We start from the raw sequence: 23,633 nt of genomic DNA, 5'->3' as shown, positions 1-23,633 counted from the left end.
AACACCGGCGACCGGTAGGCGTCCCATTCAGCCCAGATCGGGGGCGTGCATGGCGCGTACGCCCTCGATGTTCCCGTCGAGGTAGTGCCGCAGCGACAGGGGCACCAGGTGCACGGAGGCGATGCCGACCCGGGTGAACGGCACCCTGACGATCTCGTACTCGCCGGCGGGCTCGTCGACCTCGGGGCCGTGTCGCAGGGACGGGTCCATGGACCCCAGTCGGCACACGAAGAAGTGCTGCACCTTCACCCCGGTGGCGCCGCCGTCCGCGCCGATGTGCTCGACGGTGTCGACGAAGCAGGGCACGACATCGGTGATCTTGGCGCCGAGCTCCTCGTACACCTCACGGTGCAGGGCATCGACGACGGTCGTGTCCTCGGGCTCCACCCCGCCACCGGGCGTCACCCAGTAGGGATCCACGCCGGGCTTGGTGCGCTTGATCAGGATCAGATGGTCGCCGTCCAGGAGAACGGCTCGGGCGGTGCGCTTGACCACGGGTCGGACGGTCATGGGAGAAATGTGGCCCGGCTGGTTCCACGTGAAACATTCCGAAACATCATTGCAGGGGAATTTCCCGTGACATTGCGGGGAGACCGGCTCAGCACCAGTCGATGGCGGCCCGCTGGAGCCACTCGTGGGCCCGCGCTATGTGCGGCATCACCAGGGTGCCGGTGCGCACCACGAGGAAGTAGGTCCGCAGCGGCGGTACCGTCGGCTCGTGCAGCGCGACCACGTCACCGCGGGCCAGGGCGGAGGCGCACAGATAGCGCGGCAGCACCGCGAGACCGGCGCCCGCACACGCGCACGCGAGGACGGCGCGCAGATCGGGGACGATGACGGCACCTGAGGCGGCAGGTCGGGAGTCGAAGACGGAAGCCCAGTAGCGGGACATGAACGGCAGTGACTCGTGCACCTCGACGACGGGGAGGTTCTCCGGGACGGGCGCGCCCTTGCGGCGTCTCCAGGGTTCGATCCGCTCGGCCCAGCTCGGGGCGGCCACCAGGACATGCTCCTCGTCGCACAGGGGCGTCGCGGTGAGCAGGGCGCCGCGCGGACGGGCCGTGCTGATGGCCAGATCGTGGTGCCCCGCCGCCAGTCCTTCGAGGGCCTCCTCGGCCGTGCCGAAGGAGGCGCGCAGGGCGAGTCCCTGCCCGCCGTGGCCGGCCAGCTCGGTGAGTGCGGGCAGCGCCCGTTCGGCGGTGAACTCGGGTGGCCCCGCCAGATGCAGGGTGCGCAAAGAGGAGTCGTCGTCCAGGCCGGTCTCGGCGATCTCCACCAGGGCGTCCAGGTGAGGCGCGGCCTTGTGGGCGAGTTCGTCACCGATGGTCGTCGGGGTCACCCCGCGGGCCTGCCGCAAGAACAGGGGACGGCCCACCTGCCGCTCCAGTGTGCGGATCTGGGAGGTGACGGCCGGCTGGGAGAGTCCGAGGAGGGCCGCGGCACGAGTGAAGGAACCGGCTCGGTGCACCGTCACGAAGGTACGCAGCAAGGCGAGATCCACGCAGTGCCCTCCCCTCTCGCCGCCCCGCTCCAGATCCTTCCGGCCGGCCCCCTGCCGCACCCAACTATAAATATGTCGATAGGTCTCTGTCGCTACTGTGATTGGACACTGACACACAGTCAACTAGCCTTGGTCGCGCGGTTCTCAGCGCGCGGAACCGGGGGCGGTCCGAGCCACGAGGGGGGAGGCTCGGACCGTCCGTCGTGCGGAGCGGGACACCGTCGGGGCGTCCGCGCACAGGTCAGTCCGCCGACTCGTCCAGCGCGCGCAGCAGATCCGCCACCAGGTCCGCGGGGTCCTCCGCGCCGACCGAAAGCCGGATGAAGCCCTCCGGCACCGCGTCACCGCCCCAGCGTCCGCGCCGTTCGGCGGTGGAGCGCACTCCGCCGAAGCTCGTCGCGTCGTCCACGAGCCGCAGCGCGTCGAGGAAACGGTCGGCCCGCTCGCGCGTGGGCAGGGTGAACGAGACCACGCATCCGAAGCGCTGCATCTGCTCCGAGGCGATCTTGTGCGCAGGGTCGTCGGGGAGCCCCGGATAGCGCAGCCCGCTCACCTCGGGACGCTGTCGCAGCGCCTGGGCGACGGTGAGGGCGGACGCGTTCTGCCGGTCGACCCGCAGCTGGAGCGTGGCGATCGAGCGGTGTGCGAGCCAGGCCTCCATGGGCCCGGAGATCGCCCCGACGATCTTGCGCCAGCGGCGTACGGCGGCCATGGCCTCCGCGTCGCGGCCGGCGACATAGCCCAGCAGGACATCGCCGTGCCCGGTGAGCTGCTTGGTCCCGCTGGCCACGGAGAAGTCGGCGCCGAGTTCGAGGGGGCGCTGCCCGAGCGGCGTCGCGAGGGTGTTGTCGACGGCCACCAGCGCGCCACGCGCGTGTGCCGCCTCGACGAGCCGTCGGATGTCGCAGACGTCGAGCCCCGGGTTCGACGGGGACTCGATCCACAGCAGCCTGGCGCCGTCGAGGACGTCGAGCTGGGCGTCGCCCCCGGTGGGGGCGGTGCGCACCTCGACGCCGTACGCCTCCAGCTGGGCCCGTAGCAGGGGCAGCGCCTGGTATCCGTCGCTGGGCAGGACGACCGCGTCGCCCGCGCGCAGCTGGGAGAAGAGCACCGACGAGATGGCGGCCATGCCGGAGGCGAAGACGAGCGTCTCGACACCCTCGGCGCCGGGCGCCTCCAGCTCGCCGATGGCCCGCTCCAGATGGGTCCAGGTCGGGTTCTCGTCCCGTCCGTAGGCGTACGGGCCGGTGGGCTCGCCCGGCAGATGGAAGTGAGCGGCGAACACCGGTCCCGGCAGCGTCGGTTCGTGCTTGACCGGCTCCGGAAGCCCCGCCCGCACCGCGCGTGTTCCGTCGCCCGCGACGGGGGGACCCGCCGTACCGCTTCCGTCGTTGCTGGCAGAGTCGCTCATGCCGCCCGTCCTTCCACATGTTCACGTACCGCGGCGAGCAGCCCGGTGCTCGCCGCCTCCACCATCTCAAGGCACTCCTCGAAGCCGTCCGTGCCCCCGTAGTAAGGGTCCGGAACGTCGAGATCGTCCCCCGCGGCGGGGTCGTACGAGCGCAGCAGTCGCACCTTGCGCGCGTCCTCCTCGGTGGGCGCGAGCCGGCGCAGTTCCCGGAGATGGCCGTGGTCGAGAGCGATCACGAGGTCGAGGCGGGAGAACCAGGAGGCCCGGAACTGCCGGGCCGTGTGATCACTGTCGTAGCCGCCGTCCTCGAGGACGGTGACGGTGCGCGGGTCCGCGCCCGCGCCCTCGTGCCAGCCTCCGGTGCCGGCGCTGTCGACCTCGACCCGGTCGTCGAGCCCGGCACGCGCCACGTGGGCACGGAAGACGGACTCGGCCATCGGCGAGCGACAGATGTTCCCCGTGCACACGAAGCAGACGCGGTAGGTCATCGAGTGCTCAGTCCTTGCCGTCGGGCAGGACGATGTTGAGGGCCCAGGAGACGATCGAGATGATCAGGCCGCCGAGGACGGCGGTCCAGAAGCCGTCGACGTGGAAGCTGAGGTCGAGCTTCCCGCACACCCATGAGGTCAGCAGCAGCATCAGCGCGTTGACGACCAGGGTGATCAGGCCGAGCGTCAGGAGGAACAGCGGGAAGGTGAGCACCTTCACGATCGGCTTCACCAGGAAGTTCACCAGGCCGAAGACCAGGGCGACCAGGATCAGGGTGCCGACCTTCTTGCCCGTGCTGTCACCGGTCAGGGTGATCTTGTCGAGCAGCAGCACGGCGATCGCCAGGGCTCCCGCGTTGGCGATCGTCTTGACTACGAAATTCTTCATGTGTCTGATCGTGGCAGAAGAGATCGGATTCGAGCAGAGGTGTGGGGCGGACAAGAGCGATGAAGGCATTCCGGCTGGACGAACTGGAGGCGGAACGCGCCGCCAACGACGGTGCCTACCTGCAGTTTCTGCGCGAACGGAACATGTCGGTCGGCCTGTACGCGCTCGATGCCGGCGCTCGGGACGGCCAGAGCCCGCACAACCAGGACGAGGTGTATTTCGTGGTGAGCGGCCGCGCCGACATCACGGTCGGCATGGAGACGACCCAGGTGGCGCGCGGCAGCGTGGTGTACGTGCCGGCCGGAGTCGCGCACAAGTTCCATCACATCAGCGAGGACCTCAGGGTTCTGGTGGTCTTCTCTCCGCCCGAAGCCTGAGCGTCGGTCTCGGGGTTCCCTAGGGGACCGGTCAGGGGACGACAAGGGGTGCGAGGCCCCCGCTCGACCCCGTCCCGGCCCTAGCATTCTGGGCAGGACAACAGTCGGGCCCCGGAACGCCGGGCGGAGAAGCAAAGGACGAGACGATGCAGGAGATCTTCGCGGGACTGCCGTGGTGGGTGAAGTGGATCGCTGTGCCGGTCATCGCCCTGTTCGTGTTCGGCAGCCTCATAGCCACGGTCGTCACCATCGTGATCGGCCTGCTCTTCAAGGTCCTGGTCTTCGTCGCTCTGGTCGGCGGACTGATCTATGTCGTACGGAAGTTCATGTCGAGCTCCTCGTCGCGCAGCGACTGGTGACGAGATGAGGGGCAACCGGTGATCGGTAACAGGAATCACCGGTTCCCTCGGGCGAGGGAAGTTTTCCGGGCAGCCCGTCGGCGAGCGGTGGCAGACGGATAAAGTCCGGAACTCGACGCGGGGAAGACCCCCGCGAGCGGCGTACATCCCCACCCGTGTTCCCCGCACGGGCCGCCCCCTCGCGCAACGGGAGTGCCCCCTTGGCCACGGTCGACACCGCAACGACAGACACCGGTTCACCCCCCACCCGGTCGTGTTCCACCATGCCCCTGGTGCCGCGCCCGCCCTCCGCCTCGGTCCCCGAGCAGCCGCACTCCGCGACGACCACCCTGATCGGATCGGTCCAGCGCGCGATGCGTCTGCTGGAGTGCGTCGCCGCGCACGAGCACGGAGCCCCCGCCAAGCAACTGGCCCGCGAGACCGGTCTCGCCCTTCCCACGGCCTACCACCTGCTGCGCACCCTCGTGCACGAGGGCTATCTGCGTCGCGACAAAGGACTGTTCTTCCTGGGCGAGGCCGCCGAACGGCTAGGCGGCAGCGGAGCGACGCAGAAACGTCGCAGCACGGTCGCCGACCTGCTCGCGCAGTGGCGCGATGCCATCGGTGCCCCCATCTACTACGCCGCGTACCGCGGGGGTGAGATCGAGATGCTGTGCGTCTCCGACACTCCCGGCAATCCGGCGGTCGAGGAGTGGGCCGACTTCCGCGAGACTGGGCACGCGCACGCCATCGGCCAGTGCCTGTTGGCCCAGTTGGACGACGAGTCCCGCCGTGACCACCTGGACCGCTACCCCGTGCGGTCCCTCACTCCGTACACGGTGCACGACAACCGCACCCTGCTGCGACGACTGGAGCGGCTGCGGCGGCTGGGTCCGGTGACCGAGCGTCAGGAGTACGCGCTGGGGGTGGTGTGCGCGGCCATTCCGATCACGCTGGGCACCACCGCCGCGGCGATGGCCATCTCGCTGCCCGCCCATCAGTCCGACCGACTGCTCCCCGCCGTACAGCAGTTGCAGGCCGAGATCGGGCGACTTACCGGGTCGCTGGGACTCTCTATCAGCATCTGAAAAATCACTCCTTGTGATCTGTCGTGCACGTTCAGCAAGATGCCATCAAATGCAGGGGTTCATTCCAGGCCATTCGACGGCATATGACGGGGTAGGCGATGCGCGAGTCGGTACAGGCAGAGGTCATGATGAGCTTTCTCGTTTCCGAGGAGCTCTCGTTCCGCATTCCGGTGGAGCTGCGCTACGAGTCCAATGATCCGTACGCCGTGCGGTTGACCTTCCACCTTCCCGGCGACGCACCGGTGACCTGGGCCTTCGGGCGGGAGTTGCTGATCGACGGAGTGGGCCGGCCCTGCGGTGAGGGAGATGTCCGGGTCGCGCCCGTCGACCCGGATTCGCTGGGAGAGGTCCTGATCCGGCTTCAGGTCGGGGTCGACCAGGCGTTGTTCCGTTCGTCGACCGCCCCGCTGGTCGCCTTCCTCGACCGCACCGACAAGCTGGTGCCGTTGGGGCAGGAAGGGGTCCTCGCCGACTTCGACGCCCATCTCGACGAGGCCCTGGACCGCATCCTGGCCGAGGAGCAGAGCGCGGGCTGAAGCGCGGGGCGCACGGGGCGCGGGGGCACGCCGGACGCTCTGCGGCGGAGCCCGGGGGGGCCGGCAGGAACGCTTCTGTGGGGCGTGGGGGCCCGTAGGAGCGCTTCTGCGAGGCCCGGGAGACGCGCGGTGATGCCCGTCGGGCCGGGGCGCTCGTGAGGCCTTCTGGCCGCCGCTCGTTGGGGTGATCCCGAACGGGGTCACCGTTTGCGCCGACGTCCCCTTCCGCCGCGTGCAACGGTCGGCTGGTCACCCGCCGAAGCCGTTGCCGTGGCGGTCTCCGGCCCCTGCCGGTCCGCGGCGACCACCAGGGCCGCGAGCGCCGTGGTGACCGGCACCGAGGCGACCAGACCGATCGAGCCCACCAGCGTGCGCACGATCTCCTCCGCGACCAGCTCGCTGTTGGCGACCGCCCCGATGCTGCTCTGCGCTATCGAGAACAGCAGCAGCAGCGGCAGCGCCGCGCCCGCGTAGGCGAGGACAAGGGTGTTCACCACGGACGCGATGTGATCGCGTCCGATGCGGATGGCCGCGCGGTACAGGCTCCGCCAGCCCATCGACGGATTCGCCTCGTGCAGCTCCCAGACCGCCGAGGTCTGCGTCACCGTCACATCGTCGAGTACGCCGAGCGAGCCGATGATGATGCCGGCGAGCAGCAGACCGCTCAGGTCGATCGACGGATACAGGCCGTGGATCAGGCCGGTGTTGTCGTCGGTGTTGCCGGTGAGCGAGCCCCAGTCGACGAACAGCGAGCCGAGCACGCCGATCAGGAGCAGCGAGATCAGGGTGCCGAGCACCGCCACGGAGGTGCGCGCCGACAGTCCGTGGCACAGGTACAGGGCGATCAGCATGATGGCGCTGGACCCCACCACCGCGACGACCAGCGGGTTCGAACCCTGGAGGATGGCGGGCAGGATGAAGAAGTTCAGGATCAGGAAGCTGATGGCCAGCGCCACCAGGGCCATCACGCCCCGCAGCCGTCCGACGACCACCACGGCGAGGGCGAAGACACCTGCGAGCAGCGTGACCGGGAGCCGGCGGTCGACGTCGGTGACCGAGTACTGGAGGTCCTTCGGCGCGGAGGGCTCGTAGGCGACCACGACCTTCTCGCCCTCGTGCAACTGCCGTGACTGGTCCGGCTGGATGATCTCGGTGAACGTACGGCCCTTGTCCGAACCGGTTCCTACCTCGATCGTCGCCTTCTTGCAGGCGCTGGACTTCTGCTGGGCGGACGAGCCCCCGGCGGCCGGACCGCCACCGGTCGAGGCGCCGCCCGAGGCGTTCACCGAGGCGCAGTTCACGTTCACCACTTCGGTGACAGTGGCTTGCTGGGTCTGCCGGTCGAACCCGACCCCGGTGCGCTCGTGCGCCGGGGCGCCACCAGGCCACAGCACCATCAGCCCGACCACCACCGCGGCCGCGAACGGCACGAGGACCGCCGCGATGACCTTGCGCAGGTGCTTGGAGACGGGGGCGGCCGGCCCATGGCTGTGCGTATGGCCGTGTCCGCCGCCTGAACCCGGGTTCCGCTTGCCGTGGCCGTGGCCGTGGCCGTGGCCGTGGTCGTGGCTGTGACCGGGACCGGGTTCCGGATCCTGTCCCTGCCCGTAGTGCTGCCCCTCGGTGAAGTCATGAGCACGCCCTGGACCGATGCTGTCACCGCTCCCGTTGCCGTGGCCGGCACCGGGCCTGCGCGGCGGCTCGGGAAGGGGGTACGGAGGCTCTTGGGTCGTGGTCACCGCCCGATCATCGCAAGAACGGCGGAGGCCCACTGTTCACCGCGCCACACATGCCGCTAGCGTGGAGGCACCTTTGCACACGCGGGAGCTCGGAGCACCGGGCTGAGAGGGCGCTGACCTCCGTCTTTGCGATGTTTCACGTGGAACGAGTGATGTTTCACATGAAACTTCTGTTGACGGAAGCCGCTGCGTCGACCGCTGAACCTGTTACCGGGTAATGCCGGCGTAGGGAGTAGGTCTCATGACCAACAAGGACGCGCGCACGCCTGCCTCCGATCAGGGTGAACAGCCCCAGGAGGCCGGAACGTCGATCGGCTGGCACAAGGCGTATGTCGAGGGCTCACGCCCCGACCTGCGGGTGCCGGTTCGCCAGGTGCACCTCACCAACGGGCAGTCGGTCACGCTGTACGACACATCGGGCCCGTACACCGATCCGTCCCACGAGACCGACGTCCGCAGGGGCCTGCAACCCCTGCGGGAGAACTGGATCGTCGGACGTGGAGACACCGAGGAGTACGCGGGCCGACCCGTCCGTCCCGAGGACGACGGAATCAAGCACACCTCACCGCGCGGTGGGCTGCGCAACCTCGACGCGGTCTTCCCCGGTCGACCACGCCAGCCCCGCCGCAGCCGCGACGGCAAGGCGGTCACCCAACTCGCCTACGCGCGCCGGGGCGAGATCACGCCCGAGATGGAGTTCGTGGCCATCCGGGAGAACGTGGCACCCGAGGTGGTCCGCGAGGAGATCGCGGCGGGCCGGGCGGTGCTGCCCGCGAACGTCAACCATCCGGAGATCGAGCCGATGATCATCGGCAAGCGATTCCTGGTGAAGGTCAACGCCAACATCGGCAACTCCGCCGTCACCTCCTCCATCGAGGAGGAGGTGGAGAAGATGACCTGGGCGACCCGTTGGGGCGCCGACACGGTCATGGACCTGTCCACCGGGCGCAACATCCACACCACCCGGGAGTGGGTGCTGCGCAACTCACCGGTTCCCATCGGCACGGTGCCGCTCTACCAGGCTCTGGAGAAGGTGGACGGCAGGGCCGAGGAGCTGACCTGGGAGATCTACAAGGACACCGTCGTCGAACAGGCCGAGCAGGGCGTGGACTACATGACCGTCCACGCGGGCGTCCGGCTGCCGTACGTGCCGCTGACGGCCAACCGCAAGACGGGCATCGTCTCGCGCGGCGGTTCGATCATGGCGGCCTGGTGCCTCGCGCACCACAAGGAGTCGTTCCTGTACGAGAACTTCGAGGAACTCTGCGAGATCCTCGCCGCCTACGACGTCACGTACTCGCTGGGCGACGGCCTGCGGCCGGGATCGATCGCCGACGCCAACGACGAGGCGCAGTTCGCCGAGTTGCGGACTCTCGGGGAACTCAACCGGATCGCGAAGCGTTTCCACGTACAGACGATGATCGAGGGCCCGGGCCATGTCCCGATGCACAAGATCAAGGAGAACATCGACCTTCAGCAGGAGATCTGCGATGAAGCTCCGTTCTATACGCTCGGCCCCCTGACGACGGACGTCGCACCGGCGTACGACCACATCACCTCCGGCATCGGCGCCGCGATGATCGCCTGGTGGGGCACGGCGATGCTCTGTTACGTCACGCCCAAGGAGCACCTGGGCCTGCCCAACCGTGACGACGTCAAGACCGGTGTCATCACCTACAAGATCGCTGCCCACGCTGCCGATCTGGCCAAGGGGCATCCCGGTGCCCAGGACTGGGACGACGCGCTGTCCGACGCCCGGTTCGAGTTCCGGTGGGAGGACCAGTTCAACCTTGCTCTCGACCCGGACACGGCACGGCAGTTCCACGACGAGACCCTCCCGGCCGAGCCGGCCAAGACGGCCCACTTCTGCTCGATGTGCGGGCCGAAGTTCTGCTCGATGAAGATCAGCCAGAGCATCACGGAGCGGTTCGGCGGGGCGGCGGCCGAGGGGGCGTCGTCCGCCGAGATCGCCGAGGGGATGCTCCAGAAATCGAAGGAGTTCGCGGAGAGCGGGAACCGGGTGTACCTGCCCATCGCGGACTGAGGTCCGAACGCGTCGGCCGTGCTCCGACCGGCTTCCGCTGTCGGTGCCTGCTCCGGTGACCCGGCCGGATGCTCGGCCTGCGCCTTCCCTGCGAGGGCGCAAGCCGAGGGGCTATTCCGGCTGGTGCTCCGGGCCGCCGAAGTCCGGGCTGGTGAAGTCCGGGCTCGTGTAGCTCGGGCGCGGACCCGCGGCGGGGCCGTCGTCGGGGCTGGTGAAGCCCGGGCGGTCGTAGCCGAGGCGGGGGATGCGGCCGGTCGGTGCCGACGGGGCGGTGCGGTGTCCCGCGACCGCCGTGCCGGGTTCGGCGAGTGCTTCTTGCAGGAACGGCAGGATGCCCCGCTCCAGGAGGGCCTCGCACCAGGCCTCCCTGGCCCGGGTCACTTCCTCGTTGAGCGCGGCCTGCGATTCCGCTTCGAGTGAGGGCCGGTTGCGCAGCGCGGTGAGCAGCAGTCCGACGGTGGCCACGAGGATCGCGGCCGCCGTCATGGCGCCGAACACCCATCCGGCGGTGATCATGGTCTGGGCGATCGTCGGCTCGGGGTCGAGCATTTTGAGTATGTAGCCCACGAGCAGGAAGATCGCCGCGGCGGTTCCGGCGAGGACGGGGGCGAGGACCGCGACGACGGCGACGGCGCCTGCGCCGGCGGTCTCCGCGACCTCCCCCATGGTGGCGGCGAGCCCCAACGCGCCGCCCGCCCCCGGCTCCGCTGAGCCGGACACGGGCATGGGCGACGAAGGGGTGGACGGCGCCGGCTGGCGCAGTTCCTCGCGGACCTTCACGTAGTGCTGGTATTCGGTCGCCGCGGCGGCCGTGATGAGCGCGGTGGCGTTGAGCGCCATGGTGCGCAGTTGTTCGGGGTTGAGCCGCTGTCCGACAGCGGCGAGTTCCGGGCGGTGTGGTGCGGAGCGCAGCGCCTCACCGAGGACCCGCTCGTACTCCTGGCGGTCCTCGCTCAACAGGTGCTGCGGAACGCTGTTCATGTGCATCCCCCGATGCTCCGTAGGGCTTGAGGCTCGCATGGCGACGAGCCGTCGGGCAGAAACGGAGGGGAGCCTGCTACGGATAAGCCGATAGTAGAGCGGCTACGGCTCGGGGTGACAGGGGGTTTCCAGAATTGGGTGCCGTCCTGCAGAGGCTCCGTCTGCCGGAGGTGAGCCCCGCGAACGCTCAGACCGGTAGCGGAAGTTGCTGGACCAGCAGCTTTCCGGCCATGGTCACACCGCCGTCCATCGCGATCGCGAGACCTTCGGCATAGACGTGAGGTCCGTCGACCACGGGACGGCTGCCGTCCTCGTCGTCCTCGGAACCGACCTCGCCCAGCAGATAGGGGATCGGGCTGTGGCCGTGGACGATGCGGGTGCCGCCGTACACGTCGAGCAGGGAGCGGACGGCGTCCGCTCCCCCCTCGTCGCGGAAGGAGAAGCGCTTGGTGAACTTGCGGAACAGGTCCCAGACCTCGTCCGCGTCGTTGCGGGTGAGGGCCTCGCGGATGGTGTCGTTGACCGCTTCGATCGAGTCGCCGTAGTCGAGGTAGGCGGTGGTGTCCGAGTGGACGAGGAGATGGCCGTCGACCTCCTCGATGGCGTCGAGGCGGGCCATCCACTGGAGGTGGTGGTCCTGGAGGCGGTCCATGTCGGTCTTCTGGCCGCCGTTGAGCAGCCAGGCCGCCTGGAAGGTGGCCGTGCCCGCGCCGGAGTTGACGGGGGTGTCGTTGAACCGCTTGGCGCCGAGCAGCAGCAGCTCGTGGTTGCCCATGAGGGCCTTGCAGTAGCCGCCGGCCGCGGCGGCCTCCGCGGACAGCCGCATCACGAGGTCGATCACGCCGATGCCGTCCGGGCCGCGGTCGGTGAAGTCGCCGAGGAACCACAGCCGTGTGGTGCCCGCGCACCACTGACCGGCCGCGTCGATCAGGCCCTTGGCCTGGAGAGCGGCGACCAGCTCGTCGAGATAGCCGTGCACATCACCGACGACGTACAGCGGGCCGGGTCCGGCAGCGGGCTGCGGGACGGGGGCGGACGCCGGTTCGACGGGGACCTGAAGGGTGTCGCCCCGGTTGATCACCGGCAGGTCGCGCTGGGTGGGCGTGTACCCGTCGGGATGCTCCACCGCCTCCTCCACGGGCGCGACGGCCTCGCCGGCGTGGACGTCATGGGCGTACGGACCGGTCTCATGGACGTACGCGGGCACCCGGAAGTCGCGCAACGTCGCCGTCCGCTCCACCTCGGGTCCCTGACCGGCCCCCTGAGTCATCAGACCCCTCCACCATCGCGCCGCATCTGCACCGTTTCGGACTGCCTGGTCGCAGCGGCCCACGGTGCCGTGGGCCCATCATAGGAATGCGGATCGTGCCGTGTGATGACCCAGGGGTGGTGAATCAGAACAGGACTCCGATCCGTCGCCGCTTTTGCCCTCATAGGTCCGTTCTTCGGCCACCTGTCGACGCGGGTGTCCGCCGGTCCACGAGAGCGGCCGGGCGTCGATGTCACAGCTGTGTCCCAGGATCGGGAACCCGCGTGGGCGGCGCTGCCGACCGGGGACGGGATCACGTTCACGCGTCGCGCCGGGGGAGCGGGCCGACACCTTCGCCCACCGAGCCGTTGCCGGGCGGTGACCGCGGCCGAGAACGCCACCGCGGCCGGTCCCGGGGCCGGCCCGCTCCCCTGCGCGGTCCGCCTTCTGCGCGGCCCGTCCCCTGTGCGGGCCGCACGGCGGCGTCGCGCGGCCGGGGCGTCCCGAGGGCCCCGGCCCGCCCCGTGAGCGCTCGCTATCTCCGGTCGGGAGTCCTCGGCGGACTGACCGTGGTGCGCGGCGGGCGCCGCTGGGAGGAGGTGCGCACGATCAGCTCGGTGGGTATCACCTGTTCGACCGGCAGGTCGGACTCCACGCCCTCGATGGCGTCGATGAGCAGCTGGACCACCGCTGTGCCGATGCGCCGGGGTTTCAGCGAGAGCGTGGTGATGGGCGGCTCGGTGGTGGCGTACACGGTGGACTCGCTGCAGCAGACCAGCAGCAGGTCGTCCGGGACGCGCAGCCCGTAGCGGCGGGCGGCGGCCAGCAGATCGGTGCCGTTGGGGTCGAACAGGCCGTAGACCGCGTCGGGGCGGTCGGGGCGGGCGAGCAGCCGGTCGGCGGCGACGGCGCCCGCGCACGGATCGTGCGCGGGGTACGCCTCGTACACCGGGTCCTGGCCGACGCGCTCGCACCAGCGCAGGTACGCGGTGGTGGACAGATGGGTGTAGGTGTCCGTCGTCGTACCCGTGAGCAGCCCGATCCGTCGGGCGCCGGCGTCGGCCAGGTGGTCGAGGATGCCTAGGACGGCGGCCTCGTGATCGTTGTCGACCCAGGCGGTGACCGGCAGGGAGCCGACCGGGCGGCCGTCGGAGACGACCGGCAGCCCTTGGCGCACCAGCTCGCTGACGACCGGATCCTGGTCCGAGGGGTCGATGACGACCGTGCCGTCCAGGGCGACGTTCGACCACACGTCGTGGCGCGAGGTCGCCGGCAGGATGACGAGGGCGTAGCCGCGGGCGAGCGCGGCGGAGGTGGCGGCTCTGGCCATCTCCGCGAAGTACGCGAACTCCGTGAAGGTGAAAGGTTCATCCCCGTACGTCGTCACCGTCAGGCCGATGAGGCCCGACTTGCCGGTACGGAGGGTTCGGGCCGCGGCCGAAGGGCGGTAGCCCAGTCGGTCGGCGACTTCGCGGACATGGCGTCGGGTGGCGTCGGGGAGCCGGCCCTTGCCGTTGAGGGCATCGGAGACGGTCGTGATGGAGACCCCGGCGGCGGCGGCCACATCCCTGATGCCCGCCCGGCCCGGCCGGCTGCCTCGACGTGAGGTTTCCGCGCGGCTCACCTGGTGCTTCCCTGCTGCTGTCATGGCGAGCCGATAGTAGGGCTCATGCGGTGGGGTAGGGCGGGCGCATATGCACGCATTGACAGGCACGTTTCTGCATGGTCATAAGCAGGCAACTACCTTAGAAAGCAAGTCAGTTGATCGATTCAGTGTCAGTACGTGACTTGCCGAGGTGCGCCGACCTGCCAAGTACCTGATGTCTCGAAGAGGTCTCAACTCACCTTCACGAGGGATGCGCGCCACGGCGTGAGCCACCGGCGCGTAGATATATGTGCGACACGCCCCCTGGAGGGTGCACCTCGGTCCCCGTGGTGCCTCTGATACTGCCGTGACGCTTGAGCTCACCCCGGCCGACAGCCCCGGCGGCGAAGAGGTGGGGCACCACCCGTGCGCAGCCGCGCCGAATCCTCATAAGGTGAGAAGTATTGGAAGCGGTGGTGGTCACGAGGAGGACTGCGGTGAGCGAGACGAGCCCCAAGCTGCGCGCCGAGCTGGAGGGGATCCCCACCTACAAGCCGGGCAGGCCCGCGGCGGCCGACGGCCCGGTGGCGTACAAGTTGTCCTCCAACGAGAACCCGTACCCGCCGCTGCCCGGTGTGATGGAGAGCGTGACGGCCGCGGCCTCCGCCTTCAACCGCTACCCGGACATGGCGTGCACGGCCCTGATGAACGAGCTGGCCGACCGCTTCGGCGTCCCGGTCTCCCACCTGGCGACCGGCACCGGTTCCGTCGGTGTCGCCCAGCAGCTGATCCAGGCGACCTCCGGACCGGGCGACGAGGTGATCTACGCCTGGCGGTCCTTCGAGGCGTACCCGATCATCACGCAGGTCAGCGGTGCCACCTCGGTGCAGGTCCCGCTGACGCCGGGCGATGTGCACGACCTGGACGCGATGGCGGACGCGATCACCGACCGCACGCGGTTGATCTTCGTCTGCAACCCCAACAACCCGACGGGCACGGTGGTGCGCCGGGCCGAGCTGGAACGTTTCCTGGACCGGGTGCCCGGCGATGTGCTGGTGGTGCTCGACGAGGCGTACCGGGAGTTCATCCGTGACACCGAGGTGCCGGACGGGGTGGAGCTGTACCGCGACCGCCCGAACGTCTGTGTGCTGCGCACGTTCTCCAAGGCGTACGGCCTCGCCGGCCTGCGCGTCGGATTCGCCATCGCCCATGAGCCGGTCGCCGCGGCGCTGCGCAAGACGGCGGTCCCGTTCGGGGTGAGCCAGCTCGCGCAGGACGCGGCGGTCGCCTCGCTGAACGCCGAGGACGAACTGATCGGGCGGGTCGGCTCCCTGGTGTGCGAGCGCACACGCGTGGTCGACGCCCTGCGCGCCCAGGGCTGGACGGTGCCCGAGACCCAGGCCAACTTCGTGTGGCTGCGGCTGGGCGAGCGCACGGTCGACTTCGCGGCGGTGTGCGAGCAGGCGGGCGTCGTGGTGCGGCCGTTCGCCGGTGAGGGCGTACGGGTGACGATCGGGGAGAACGAGGCGAACGACATCTTCCTGAAGGTGGCGGAAGGGTTCCGCAGGGACCTGTAGGGCTCCCGCTGGACCGCTCGACGGGCCCGAAAGCCGACGTGAGGGGCGTCTGTTCCACGTGGAACAGACGCCCCTCACGTCGTCGGTGCTCCCCGGTGGGGCCGAACGGCCCCGGAGGTCGGGCCGGTGGGACTCGCTTAAGGGACCCCCGGCCCTCAGGTGTCGAACGGGCATGCGCCATACTTGCTTGTGAATGTGAACGCGTTCACAAGCGTGTCCCATTTACTCCGCTGATATGTGTGACAAATGGGGCAAACTGCCGCTGTATTGCGGCAACGTAAGGAGACTGACGACGTGGAATTGGCTCTGGCGCCGGAGACGCTGGCGCGCTGGCAGTTCGGCATCACCACCGTCTACCACTTCCTCTTCGTCCCCCTGACGATCTCGCTCGCCGCCCTCGTCGCCGGTCTCCAGACCGCCTGGGTGCGCACCGAGAACGAGAAATACCTCAGGGCGACGAAGTTCTGGGGCAAGCTCTTCCTGATCAACATCGCGATGGGTGTCGTCACCGGCATCGTGCAGGAGTTCCAGTTCGGCATGAACTGGTCGGACTACTCGCGCTTCGTCGGCGACATCTTCGGCGCTCCGCTGGCCTTCGAGGCCCTGATCGCCTTCTTCTTCGAGTCCACCTTCATCGGTCTGTGGATCTTCGGCTGGGACAGACTGCCCAAGAAGATCCATCTGGCCTGCATCTGGATGGTCGCGATCGGAACGATCCTGTCGGCGTACTTCATCCTCGCGGCCAACTCGTGGATGCAGCACCCCGTCGGCTACCGGATCAACAAGGTGAGGGGGCGTGCCGAACTCACCGACTTCTGGCACGTCCTGACCCAGAACACCGCACTTGCCCAGGCGTTCCACACGCTCACCGCCTCCTTCCTGACCGGCGGCGCGTTCATGGTCGGCATCGCAGCCTTCCACCTGTTCCGCAAGAAGCACGTCCCCGTGATGAAGACGTCGCTGCGGCTGGGTCTCGTCACCGTGGTCATCGCCGGCCTGCTCACCGCGATCAGCGGTGACACCCTCGGCAAGGTCATGTTCAAGCAGCAGCCGATGAAGATGGCCGCCGCCGAGGCGCTCTGGGACGGCCAGAACTCCGCGCCGTTCTCGATCTTCGCCTACGGAGACGTCAGCAAGGGTCACAACACCGTCGAGCTGTCCATCCCGGGGATACTGTCCTTCCTCGCCGACGACGACTTCAACTCGTACGTCCCCGGCATCAACGACACCAACAGGGCCGAGCAGCTGAAGTACGGGCCCGGCGACTACCGGCCCATCATCCCCGTCACCTTCTGGGCGTTCCGCTGGATGATCGGCTTCGGCATGGCGTCCTTCGCCATCGGGCTGGTCGGACTCTGGCTGACCCGCAAGAAGTTCATGCTGGCCCAGCACCTCAGGGTCGGCGAGGACGAGGTGCCGCACCTGGTGCTCTTCAAGAACAAGGCGCTCAGCCCGCGGCTCGGCAGGCTGTACTGGCTCGTGGCGATCTGGACCCTGGGCTTCCCGCTGATCGCCAACTCCTGGGGCTGGATCTTCACCGAGATGGGCCGTCAGCCGTGGGTCGTCTACGGCGTGCTCCAGACCCGCCAGGCGGTCTCCCCCGGTGTCTCCCAGGGTGAGGTCCTCACCTCGATGATCGTCTTCACCGCGCTGTACGCCATCCTCGCCGTCGTCGAGGTCAAGCTGCTGGTGAAGTACATCAAGGCAGGACCGCCGGAGCTCACCGAGGACGACCTCAACCCGCCCACGAAGATCGGCGGCGATCCCCGTGACGCCGACAAGCCGATGGCCTTCTCGTACTAGGCCGAGGGAGCTGCACAGTCATGGAACTGCACGACGTCTGGTTCGTCCTGATCGCCGTCCTGTGGACCGGTTATTTCTTCCTGGAGGGCTTCGACTTCGGGGTGGGCATCCTCACCAAGCTGCTCGCCCGGGACCGCCCGGAGAGGCGGGTGCTGATCAACACCATCGGGCCCGTCTGGGACGGCAACGAGGTGTGGCTGCTGACGGCGGGCGGCGCGACCTTCGCCGCGTTCCCCGAGTGGTACGCCACGCTGTTCTCCGGCTTCTACCTGCCCCTGCTGATCATCCTGGTCTGCCTGATCGTCCGGGGTGTCGCCTTCGAGTACCGGGCCAAGCGGCCGGAGGAGAACTGGCAGCGCAACTGGGAGACGGCGATCTTCTGGACCTCCCTGGTCCCGGCGTTCCTGTGGGGTGTGGCCTTCGGCAACATCGTGCGGGGTGTGAAGATCGACCAGAGCTTCGAGTACGTCGGCAACTTCTGGGACCTGCTCAACCCGTACGCCGTCCTCGGCGGTCTGGTGACGCTGACGCTGTTCACCTTCCACGGGGCGGTGTTCACCGCGCTCAAGACCGTCGGGGACATTCGGGAGCGGGCACGGAAGCTGGCACTCGTGGTCGGTCTGGTGACCGCCGTGCTGGCGCTGGTCTTCCTGCTGTGGACGCAGATCGACAGCGGGGACGGCAAGAGCCTGGTGGCCCTGGTCGTGGCCGTGGCGGCCCTCGTGGCGGCTCTCGCGGCGAACCAGGCGGGACGTGAAGGCTGGTCGTTCGCCTTCTCCGGTCTCACCGTCGTGGCCGCCGTGGCCATGCTCTTCCTGTCGCTCTTCCCGGACGTCATGCCGTCCTCGCTCAACTCGGACTGGAGCCTCACGGTCACCAACGCCTCGTCGAGCCCGTACACCTTGAAGATCATGACGTGGTGTGCGGCGATCGCCACGCCGATCGTCCTGCTCTACCAGGGTTGGACCTACTGGGTGTTCCGCAAGCGGATCGGCACGCACCACCTCGCCGAAGCCGCTCACTGAGTCCGATCAGGGGTGTGTTTCACGTGAAACACACCCTTCTGGTCCGAAGGGCATGTTTCACGTGAAACCGATCGATCCGCGCCTTCTGCGTTACGCCCGCGCCACGCGCGTCTTCCTGGTGGCCGTCGTCGGCCTGGGCGCTCTCGGGGCCGGGCTGGTCATCGCGCAGGCGATGCTCATCGCCGAGGTGGTGGTCGGCGCGTTCCAGCGCGGACTGACGGCAGGTGAACTCGGCACGCCCCTGATGTTGTTGGCGGCCGTCGCGGGTGGACGGGCGCTGGTCGCCTGGCTCACCGAACTGGCGGCCCACCGCGCGAGCGCGGCCGTGAAGTCGGAACTGCGGATGCGGTTGCTGGACCGGGCGGCAGCGCTCGGTCCGGGATGGCTGAGCGGTCAGCGCACCGGATCACTGGTCGCCCTCGCCACCCGGGGAGTCGACGCCCTCGACGACTACTTCTCCCGCTGTCTGCCGCAGTTGGGTCTCGCCGTGGTCGTACCGGTGGCCGTACTCGCGCGGATCGTCACCGAGGACTGGGTCTCCGCCGCCATCATCGTCGGCACACTGCCGCTCATCCCCCTGTTCATGATGCTGATCGGCTGGGCCACCCAGTCCCGGATGGACCGGCAGTGGCGGCTGCTGTCCCGGCTCTCGGGGCACTTCCTCGACGTGGTCGCGGGACTGCCGACACTGAAGGTGTTCGGGCGCGCCAAGGCGCAGGCCGACTCCATCCGGCGTATCACCGGCGAGTACCGCCAGGCGACCATGCGCACCCTGCGGATCGCCTTCCTCTCCTCGTTCGCGCTGGAACTGCTCTCCACGCTCTCGGTGGCCCTGGTCGCCGTGACGATCGGCATGCGGCTCGTCCACGGCGAGATGGACCTGTACATCGGTCTGGTCATCCTCGTGCTCGCCCCCGAGGCATATCTGCCGCTGCGCCAGGTGGGGGCGCAGTACCACGCGGCGGCGGAGGGGCTCGCGGCGGCCGAGGAGATCTTCGCCGTGCTGGAGACCCCTGTGCCGGCGACGGGCACGGCCGCCGTGCCGACGGGAGGTGTGGCCTTCGAGGGAGTGATGGTCAGGTATCCCGGACGCTCCGAGGACGCCGTGACCGGGGCCTCCTTCGCTGTCGAGGCCGGGGAGACGGTCGCACTCGTGGGGCCGAGCGGTGCGGGCAAGTCGACGCTGCTCCATGCCCTGCTGGGCTTCGTGGACCCGGCCGAGGGACGGATCCTGATCGGCGGTGCCGACCTGGCCGGCCTCGACCTCGCACAGTGGCGGTCCCAGATCGCCTGGGTGCCGCAGCGCCCGCACCTGTACGCCGGGACGATCGCGGAGAACGTACGGCTGGCCCGCCCCGGAGCGGACGACGAGGCGGTACGCCGGGCGCTGCGGGACGCGGGAGCGCTGGACTTCGTCGACGCCCTTCCGGCCGGGACCGGCACCGTCCTCGGTGAGGACGGCGCGGGTCTGTCCGCCGGACAGCGGCAGCGGCTCGCACTGGCCCGCGCGTTCCTCGCCGACCGGCCCGTGCTGCTGCTCGACGAACCGACCGCGGCGCTCGACGGCGCGACCGAGGCCGAGGTCGTCGAGGCGGTGCGGCGGCTGGCGGTGGGGCGGACCGTGCTTCTCGTCGTGCACCGGCCGGCGCTGCTGGCGGTGGCGGACCGGGTGGTTCGGCTGGAACCGGCCGAGCCGGCCGCTCCCGGGGCGGCCGTGGCCGGAAGCAACCCGGCACGTCCTGCCGGGACGGGGGCGGGGGGGGCGGCGTCCGTCGCCCCCGACGACACCACGGGGCACGTCACGACGAGCACCCGCGGCACCCTGGCCCGGGTGCGTGCCATGGCCGGCGCCCGGCGCGGTCGGCTCGTCCTGGCGCTGCTGCTCGGCGGTCTCGCGCTCGGGAGCGCCGTCGGGCTCATGGCCACCTCCGGGTGGCTCATCTCGCGGGCCTCGCAGCAGCCGCCCGTGCTGTATCTGATGGTGGCGGTGACGGCGACCCGGGCCTTCGGGATCGGGCGGGCCGTCTTCCGCTATGCCGAGCGGCTGGTGTCGCACGACGCCGTGCTGCGGATGCTGGCCGACACCCGGGTCGCCGTGTACCGGCGGCTGGAGCGGCTGGCGCCCGCCGGGCTGCGCCGGACCCGCCGGGGCGACCTGCTCGCGCGGCTCGTCGCCGATGTCGACGCCCTTCAGGACTACTGGCTGCGGTGGCTGCTGCCGGCCGGGGCCGCCGTGCTCGTCTTCGCCGGATCCGTCGCGTTCACGGCCTGGCTGCTGCCCGAGGCGGGCGCCGTGCTCGCGGCCGGACTGCTCGCGGCCGGGGCCGGGGTGCCGCTGGTGACCGCCGCCGTGGCCCGGCGCGCGGAACACCGCCTCGCCCCCGCCCGCGGCGTGCTCGCCACCCGGGTGGCCGACCTGCTCACCGGCACCGCGGAGATCACCGTCGCCGGTGCCCTGCCCGTGCGTGCCGAGGAGGTCCGCAGGGCCGACACAGCACTCACCCGGATCGCCTCGCGGGCCGCGGCCGCGACCGCGCTCGGTGACGGGCTGACCGCGCTGCTCTGCGGCCTGACCGTGACCGCCACCGCCGCCGTGGGCGCCCAGGCGGTCGCTGCCGGGCGGCTGGAGGGGGTGGCGATGGCCGTCGTCGTCCTGACGCCGCTGGCCGCCTTCGAGGCCGTCCTCGGGCTGCCGCTCGCCGCACAGTTCCGGCAGCGGGTCCGCAGGAGCGCACAGCGCGTGTACGAGGTGCTCGACGCCCCCGAACCCGTTCGTGAGCCGGAACGGCCCCGGCAGGCACCGGCGTCGCCGTTCCCGGTCGTCCTGAAGGGGCTGTCCGCCCGGCACGCCGGGCAGGACCGGGACGCGGTCCGCGGGGTGGACCTCACGCTGGCGCAGGGGCGCCGGATCGCCGTGGTCGGGCCGTCCGGGTCCGGCAAGACGACGCTCGCGCAGGTGCTGCTGCGCTTCCTGGACGCGGACGCGGGCTCGTACACGCTGGCGGGTGTGGACGCGCAGGCGCTGGACGGCGACGACGTACGGCGCCAGGTCGGACTGTGCGCACAGGACGCGCACCTCTTCGACAGCTCGGTGCGCGAGAACCTGCTCCTCGCGAGGAAGGACGCGACCGAGGACGACCTGCGGGACGCGCTCGTGCGGGCCCGTCTGTGGGACTGGGCGGACACCCTGCCCGACGGACTGGACACGCTGATCGGCGAACACGGGGCCCGGCTGTCCGGTGGGCAGCGGCAGCGGCTCGCGCTGGCCCGGGCGCTCCTCGCCGATTTCCCGGTGCTCGTGCTCGACGAGCCCGCCGAGCATCTCGACCTGGCGACGGCCGACGCGCTCACCTCCGATCTGCTGGCCGCCACCGAGGGCCGTACGACCCTGTTGATCACCCATCGGCTGGCCGGTCTCGAAGCCGTGGACGAGGTGCTCGTACTGGACGAGGGGCGGGTGGTGCAGCGCGGTACCTACACGGAACTCGCGGCCACGGCCGGGCCGCTGCGCAGCATGGTGCGGCGGGAGGCGGAGTCGGAGCTCCTGGTGGCCGCGGGATGACCGACCGACCGCGAGCCCTCGTGCGATGACCGGCCGGCGCTCTCGACTTTCGGCGCAAAAGGGGACTCATTAGGCTCGGGGCATGTCCACCGCGTCGTCCCGCGAACCCCTGTCGGGGCCGTCGGCCGAAGCGGCGGGACGGGTCCTGCGGCTGCTGGAGGCCATGCGGTCCGTCGGCAGGGGCCTGGAGCTGCACTCCACCCTGGACCGCATCTGCGAGACGGCGGCCGACCTGACCGGAGCCCGGTACGCGGCCATCGGTGTCATCGCCGAGGATGGTGAGGGACTCTCCGACTTCGTGCACCACGGGGTCGACGAGGAGACCGCCCGCCGGATCGGACGGCGGCCCGACGGGCGCAAGGGGCTGCTGGGCGCGCTGATCCGCGACCCGGGACCGGTCCGGCTCGCGGACCTCGCCACGGACCCGCGCTCCTGCGGCTTCCCCGCGCACCATCCGCCGATGCGCAGCTTCCTCGGGGTCCCCATCCGCGTCCACGGTGCCGTCTTCGGCAACCTCTATCTGACCGAGAAGCGCGGTGGCGGACCCTTCCACGAAGACGACCTCGACGTGGTCCGGGTGCTGGCCATGGAGGCGGGCATCGCGGTGGGCAACGCCCGCCTGTACGAGGCCGCGCGGCAGCGCGAGCGCTGGATCGACGGTTCGGTCGCCGTCACCACCGCCCTGCTGTCCGGCGGTGACGCCGACGACGCCCTCCAGGTCGTCGCCGAACAGGCCCGCCGGCTGTCCGGATCGGCCGTCGGCGCGGTGCTGCTGCCCGCCGACGAAGGGGGCCTGGAGATCGTCGCCGTGGCCTCCCGCCCGCCGTCGGCCCTGCTGGGAGTGGTCATCCCGGCGGAGAACCGGGTCGTCGCCGAACTCCTCGACGGGCAGCCGGCCTTCGTCGACGACGCGGCCACCGACCCACGCCTGTCCACCGGGTTCATGCGCGGCTACGGGCCGACGATGATGCTGCCCCTGAAGAGCGACGGGCGCGTTCTCGGCGCCCTCGTCACACCACGCGCCCGCGGGGGGCGGCCGTTCACGCGGGGCGAGCGCACCCTCGCGGCGCAGTTCGCCGCGCAGGCCGCGCTCGCCCTGATGATGGCGGAGGCACAGCGCGACCGGGAGCGGCTCGCGGTGTACGAGGACCGCGAGCGCATCGCCCGCGATCTGCACGACCTCGTCGTCCAGCGGCTGTTCGCGGCGGGGACGATGCTGGAGCGCGCCCGACGCGGGTCCGTCGTGCCCGAGGTGCGGGAGCGGGTCGACAGGGCAGCGGTCGAGCTCGACGTCACCATCCAGGAGATCCGCAGCGTGGTCTTCGCGCTCCGGCAGGACCTCGGTACGGCCGCGGCGGGGTTGCGTACGCGCGTGCTGCGCGAGATCAGCACGGCCGCCGTGCCGCTCGGCTTCAGGCCCGCGCACCGATTCGTCGGTGAGATCGACGGCCTGGTCGGCGACCTCACCGGGACGAACCTCGTCGCCGCGCTGCGGGAGGCGCTCTCCAACGCCTTCCGGCACGCCGGGGCCGCTCGGATCGATGTCGTCGTCGACGCGACGGTGACCCTGCCGGACGGTCGGCCCGGCGTCCGGCTGACGGTCGCGGACGACGGTGTCGGTATCCCCGAGGGGGGTCGGCGCAGCGGCCTGTGCAATCTCGCGCGGCGCGCCGAGTCGCTCGGCGGCGGCAGCCGGTACGGGCCGGGCATCGGACCCGGCGGCCGTGGCACGACGCTGGTGTGGGAGGCCCCGTACTGAGCCCGAACCGGCAGTCGTCCGAACCGGGCTGTCCGTACCGGCAGCCGTCCGAACCGGACTGTCCGTACCGGCAGCCGTCCATACCGGACTGTCCGTACCGGCAGCCGTCCATACCGGACTGTCCGTACTGGGCCGTCCGGGGCGGCGCGTCCCCCGTGCATACGACCTGAACAGGACCGGGC

The 23,633-nt window shown here is 70.1% G+C and carries 19 protein-coding genes; 10 read left to right on the top strand and 9 right to left on the bottom strand.

Annotation, left to right across the window (positions count from 1 at the left end):
- Positions 1-27: 27 nt before the first annotated feature.
- From ACZ60B_RS03270 to ACZ60B_RS03250, 5 genes are all read right to left on the bottom strand, one after another.
- On the bottom strand, positions 28-510 hold the full coding sequence (locus ACZ60B_RS03270; protein WP_469383752.1) for an NUDIX domain-containing protein: 483 nt from the start codon (positions 508-510) through the stop codon (positions 28-30).
- Positions 511-598: 88 nt separating this feature from the next.
- Positions 599-1,501, bottom strand: coding sequence for a LysR family transcriptional regulator (locus ACZ60B_RS03265; protein ID WP_469383750.1), 903 nt, complete (start codon positions 1,499-1,501; stop codon positions 599-601).
- 241 nt (positions 1,502-1,742) lie between these two features.
- Positions 1,743-2,912, bottom strand: coding sequence for a cystathionine gamma-lyase (locus ACZ60B_RS03260; RefSeq protein ID WP_469383748.1), 1,170 nt, complete (start codon positions 2,910-2,912; stop codon positions 1,743-1,745).
- Positions 2,909-3,400, bottom strand: coding sequence for a low molecular weight protein-tyrosine-phosphatase (locus ACZ60B_RS03255; RefSeq protein ID WP_469383746.1), 492 nt, complete (start codon positions 3,398-3,400; stop codon positions 2,909-2,911). Before ACZ60B_RS03255 ends, ACZ60B_RS03260 begins: the two co-directional genes overlap by 4 nt.
- A 7-nt stretch (positions 3,401-3,407) precedes the next feature.
- Complete coding sequence (locus ACZ60B_RS03250; RefSeq protein WP_392614034.1) at positions 3,408-3,788, bottom strand: phage holin family protein; 381 nt, start codon at positions 3,786-3,788, stop codon at positions 3,408-3,410.
- Between the two features lie 59 nt (positions 3,789-3,847).
- On the opposite strand from ACZ60B_RS03250, the gene ACZ60B_RS03245 reads away from it, so the two are divergent.
- The 4 genes from ACZ60B_RS03245 to ACZ60B_RS03230 all read left to right on the top strand — a co-directional run bounded on the left by ACZ60B_RS03245 (position 3,848) and on the right by ACZ60B_RS03230 (position 6,127).
- The gene (locus ACZ60B_RS03245) at positions 3,848-4,165 is read left to right on the top strand and encodes a cupin domain-containing protein (protein WP_469383744.1); all 318 of its coding nucleotides are present in this window, start codon (positions 3,848-3,850) and stop codon (positions 4,163-4,165) included.
- Between the two features lie 146 nt (positions 4,166-4,311).
- Positions 4,312-4,524, top strand: coding sequence for a DUF5326 family protein (locus ACZ60B_RS03240; protein WP_450661062.1), 213 nt, complete (start codon positions 4,312-4,314; stop codon positions 4,522-4,524).
- Positions 4,525-4,787: 263 nt separating this feature from the next.
- On the top strand, positions 4,788-5,591 hold the full coding sequence (locus ACZ60B_RS03235) for an IclR family transcriptional regulator (RefSeq protein ID WP_469383742.1): 804 nt from the start codon (positions 4,788-4,790) through the stop codon (positions 5,589-5,591).
- Positions 5,592-5,689: 98 nt separating this feature from the next.
- The gene (locus tag ACZ60B_RS03230) at positions 5,690-6,127 is read left to right on the top strand and encodes an SsgA family sporulation/cell division regulator (protein ID WP_469383740.1); all 438 of its coding nucleotides are present in this window, start codon (positions 5,690-5,692) and stop codon (positions 6,125-6,127) included.
- A 200-nt stretch (positions 6,128-6,327) separates the two neighbouring features.
- Here the strand turns inward: ACZ60B_RS03230 and ACZ60B_RS03225 are convergent, their stop codons facing one another.
- A complete protein-coding gene (locus tag ACZ60B_RS03225) occupies positions 6,328-7,866 on the bottom strand; it encodes a YibE/F family protein (protein ID WP_469383739.1) in 1,539 nt (512 codons plus the stop codon).
- A 241-nt stretch (positions 7,867-8,107) separates the two neighbouring features.
- On the opposite strand from ACZ60B_RS03225, the gene thiC reads away from it, so the two are divergent.
- A complete protein-coding gene (gene thiC / locus ACZ60B_RS03220) occupies positions 8,108-9,910 on the top strand; it encodes a phosphomethylpyrimidine synthase ThiC (RefSeq protein WP_469383738.1) in 1,803 nt (600 codons plus the stop codon).
- A gap of 111 nt (positions 9,911-10,021) precedes the next feature.
- Here thiC and ACZ60B_RS03215 read toward each other — a convergent pair whose 3' ends face one another.
- The 3 genes from ACZ60B_RS03215 to ACZ60B_RS03205 all read right to left on the bottom strand — a co-directional run bounded on the left by ACZ60B_RS03215 (position 10,022) and on the right by ACZ60B_RS03205 (position 13,788).
- Positions 10,022-10,897, bottom strand: coding sequence for a hypothetical protein (locus tag ACZ60B_RS03215; RefSeq protein ID WP_469383737.1), 876 nt, complete (start codon positions 10,895-10,897; stop codon positions 10,022-10,024).
- Positions 10,898-11,078: 181 nt separating this feature from the next.
- The gene (locus ACZ60B_RS03210; RefSeq protein WP_469383735.1) at positions 11,079-12,161 is read right to left on the bottom strand and encodes a metallophosphoesterase; all 1,083 of its coding nucleotides are present in this window, start codon (positions 12,159-12,161) and stop codon (positions 11,079-11,081) included.
- A gap of 514 nt (positions 12,162-12,675) precedes the next feature.
- Positions 12,676-13,788, bottom strand: a complete 1,113-nt coding sequence (locus ACZ60B_RS03205; protein ID WP_469383733.1) for a LacI family DNA-binding transcriptional regulator — start codon at positions 13,786-13,788, stop codon at positions 12,676-12,678.
- Positions 13,789-14,222: 434 nt separating this feature from the next.
- Here ACZ60B_RS03205 and hisC point away from each other — a divergent pair, with 434 nt between their 5' ends.
- From hisC to ACZ60B_RS03180, 5 genes are all read left to right on the top strand, one after another.
- Complete coding sequence (gene hisC / locus ACZ60B_RS03200; protein WP_469383730.1) at positions 14,223-15,302, top strand: histidinol-phosphate transaminase; 1,080 nt, start codon at positions 14,223-14,225, stop codon at positions 15,300-15,302.
- Positions 15,303-15,596: 294 nt separating this feature from the next.
- Positions 15,597-17,105, top strand: coding sequence for a cytochrome ubiquinol oxidase subunit I (locus ACZ60B_RS03195; RefSeq protein ID WP_469383729.1), 1,509 nt, complete (start codon positions 15,597-15,599; stop codon positions 17,103-17,105).
- A 20-nt stretch (positions 17,106-17,125) separates the two neighbouring features.
- The gene (gene cydB / locus ACZ60B_RS03190) at positions 17,126-18,130 is read left to right on the top strand and encodes a cytochrome d ubiquinol oxidase subunit II (protein ID WP_469383727.1); all 1,005 of its coding nucleotides are present in this window, start codon (positions 17,126-17,128) and stop codon (positions 18,128-18,130) included.
- A gap of 52 nt (positions 18,131-18,182) precedes the next feature.
- Entirely contained in the window at positions 18,183-21,692 is a 3,510-nt protein-coding gene (gene cydD / locus ACZ60B_RS03185; RefSeq protein ID WP_469383726.1) for a thiol reductant ABC exporter subunit CydD, read from the top strand.
- 82 nt (positions 21,693-21,774) lie between these two features.
- Positions 21,775-23,451: a GAF domain-containing sensor histidine kinase gene (locus ACZ60B_RS03180; protein ID WP_469383724.1), complete on the top strand. Its 1,677-nt coding sequence runs from the start codon at positions 21,775-21,777 to the stop codon at positions 23,449-23,451.
- Positions 23,452-23,633: the final 182 nt, after the last annotated feature.

The organism is Streptomyces sp. NPDC104096 (assembly GCF_055584385.1).
The sequence above is the reverse complement of the archived record's forward strand: the minus strand, read 5'-3'. Positions and strand labels throughout refer to the sequence as shown.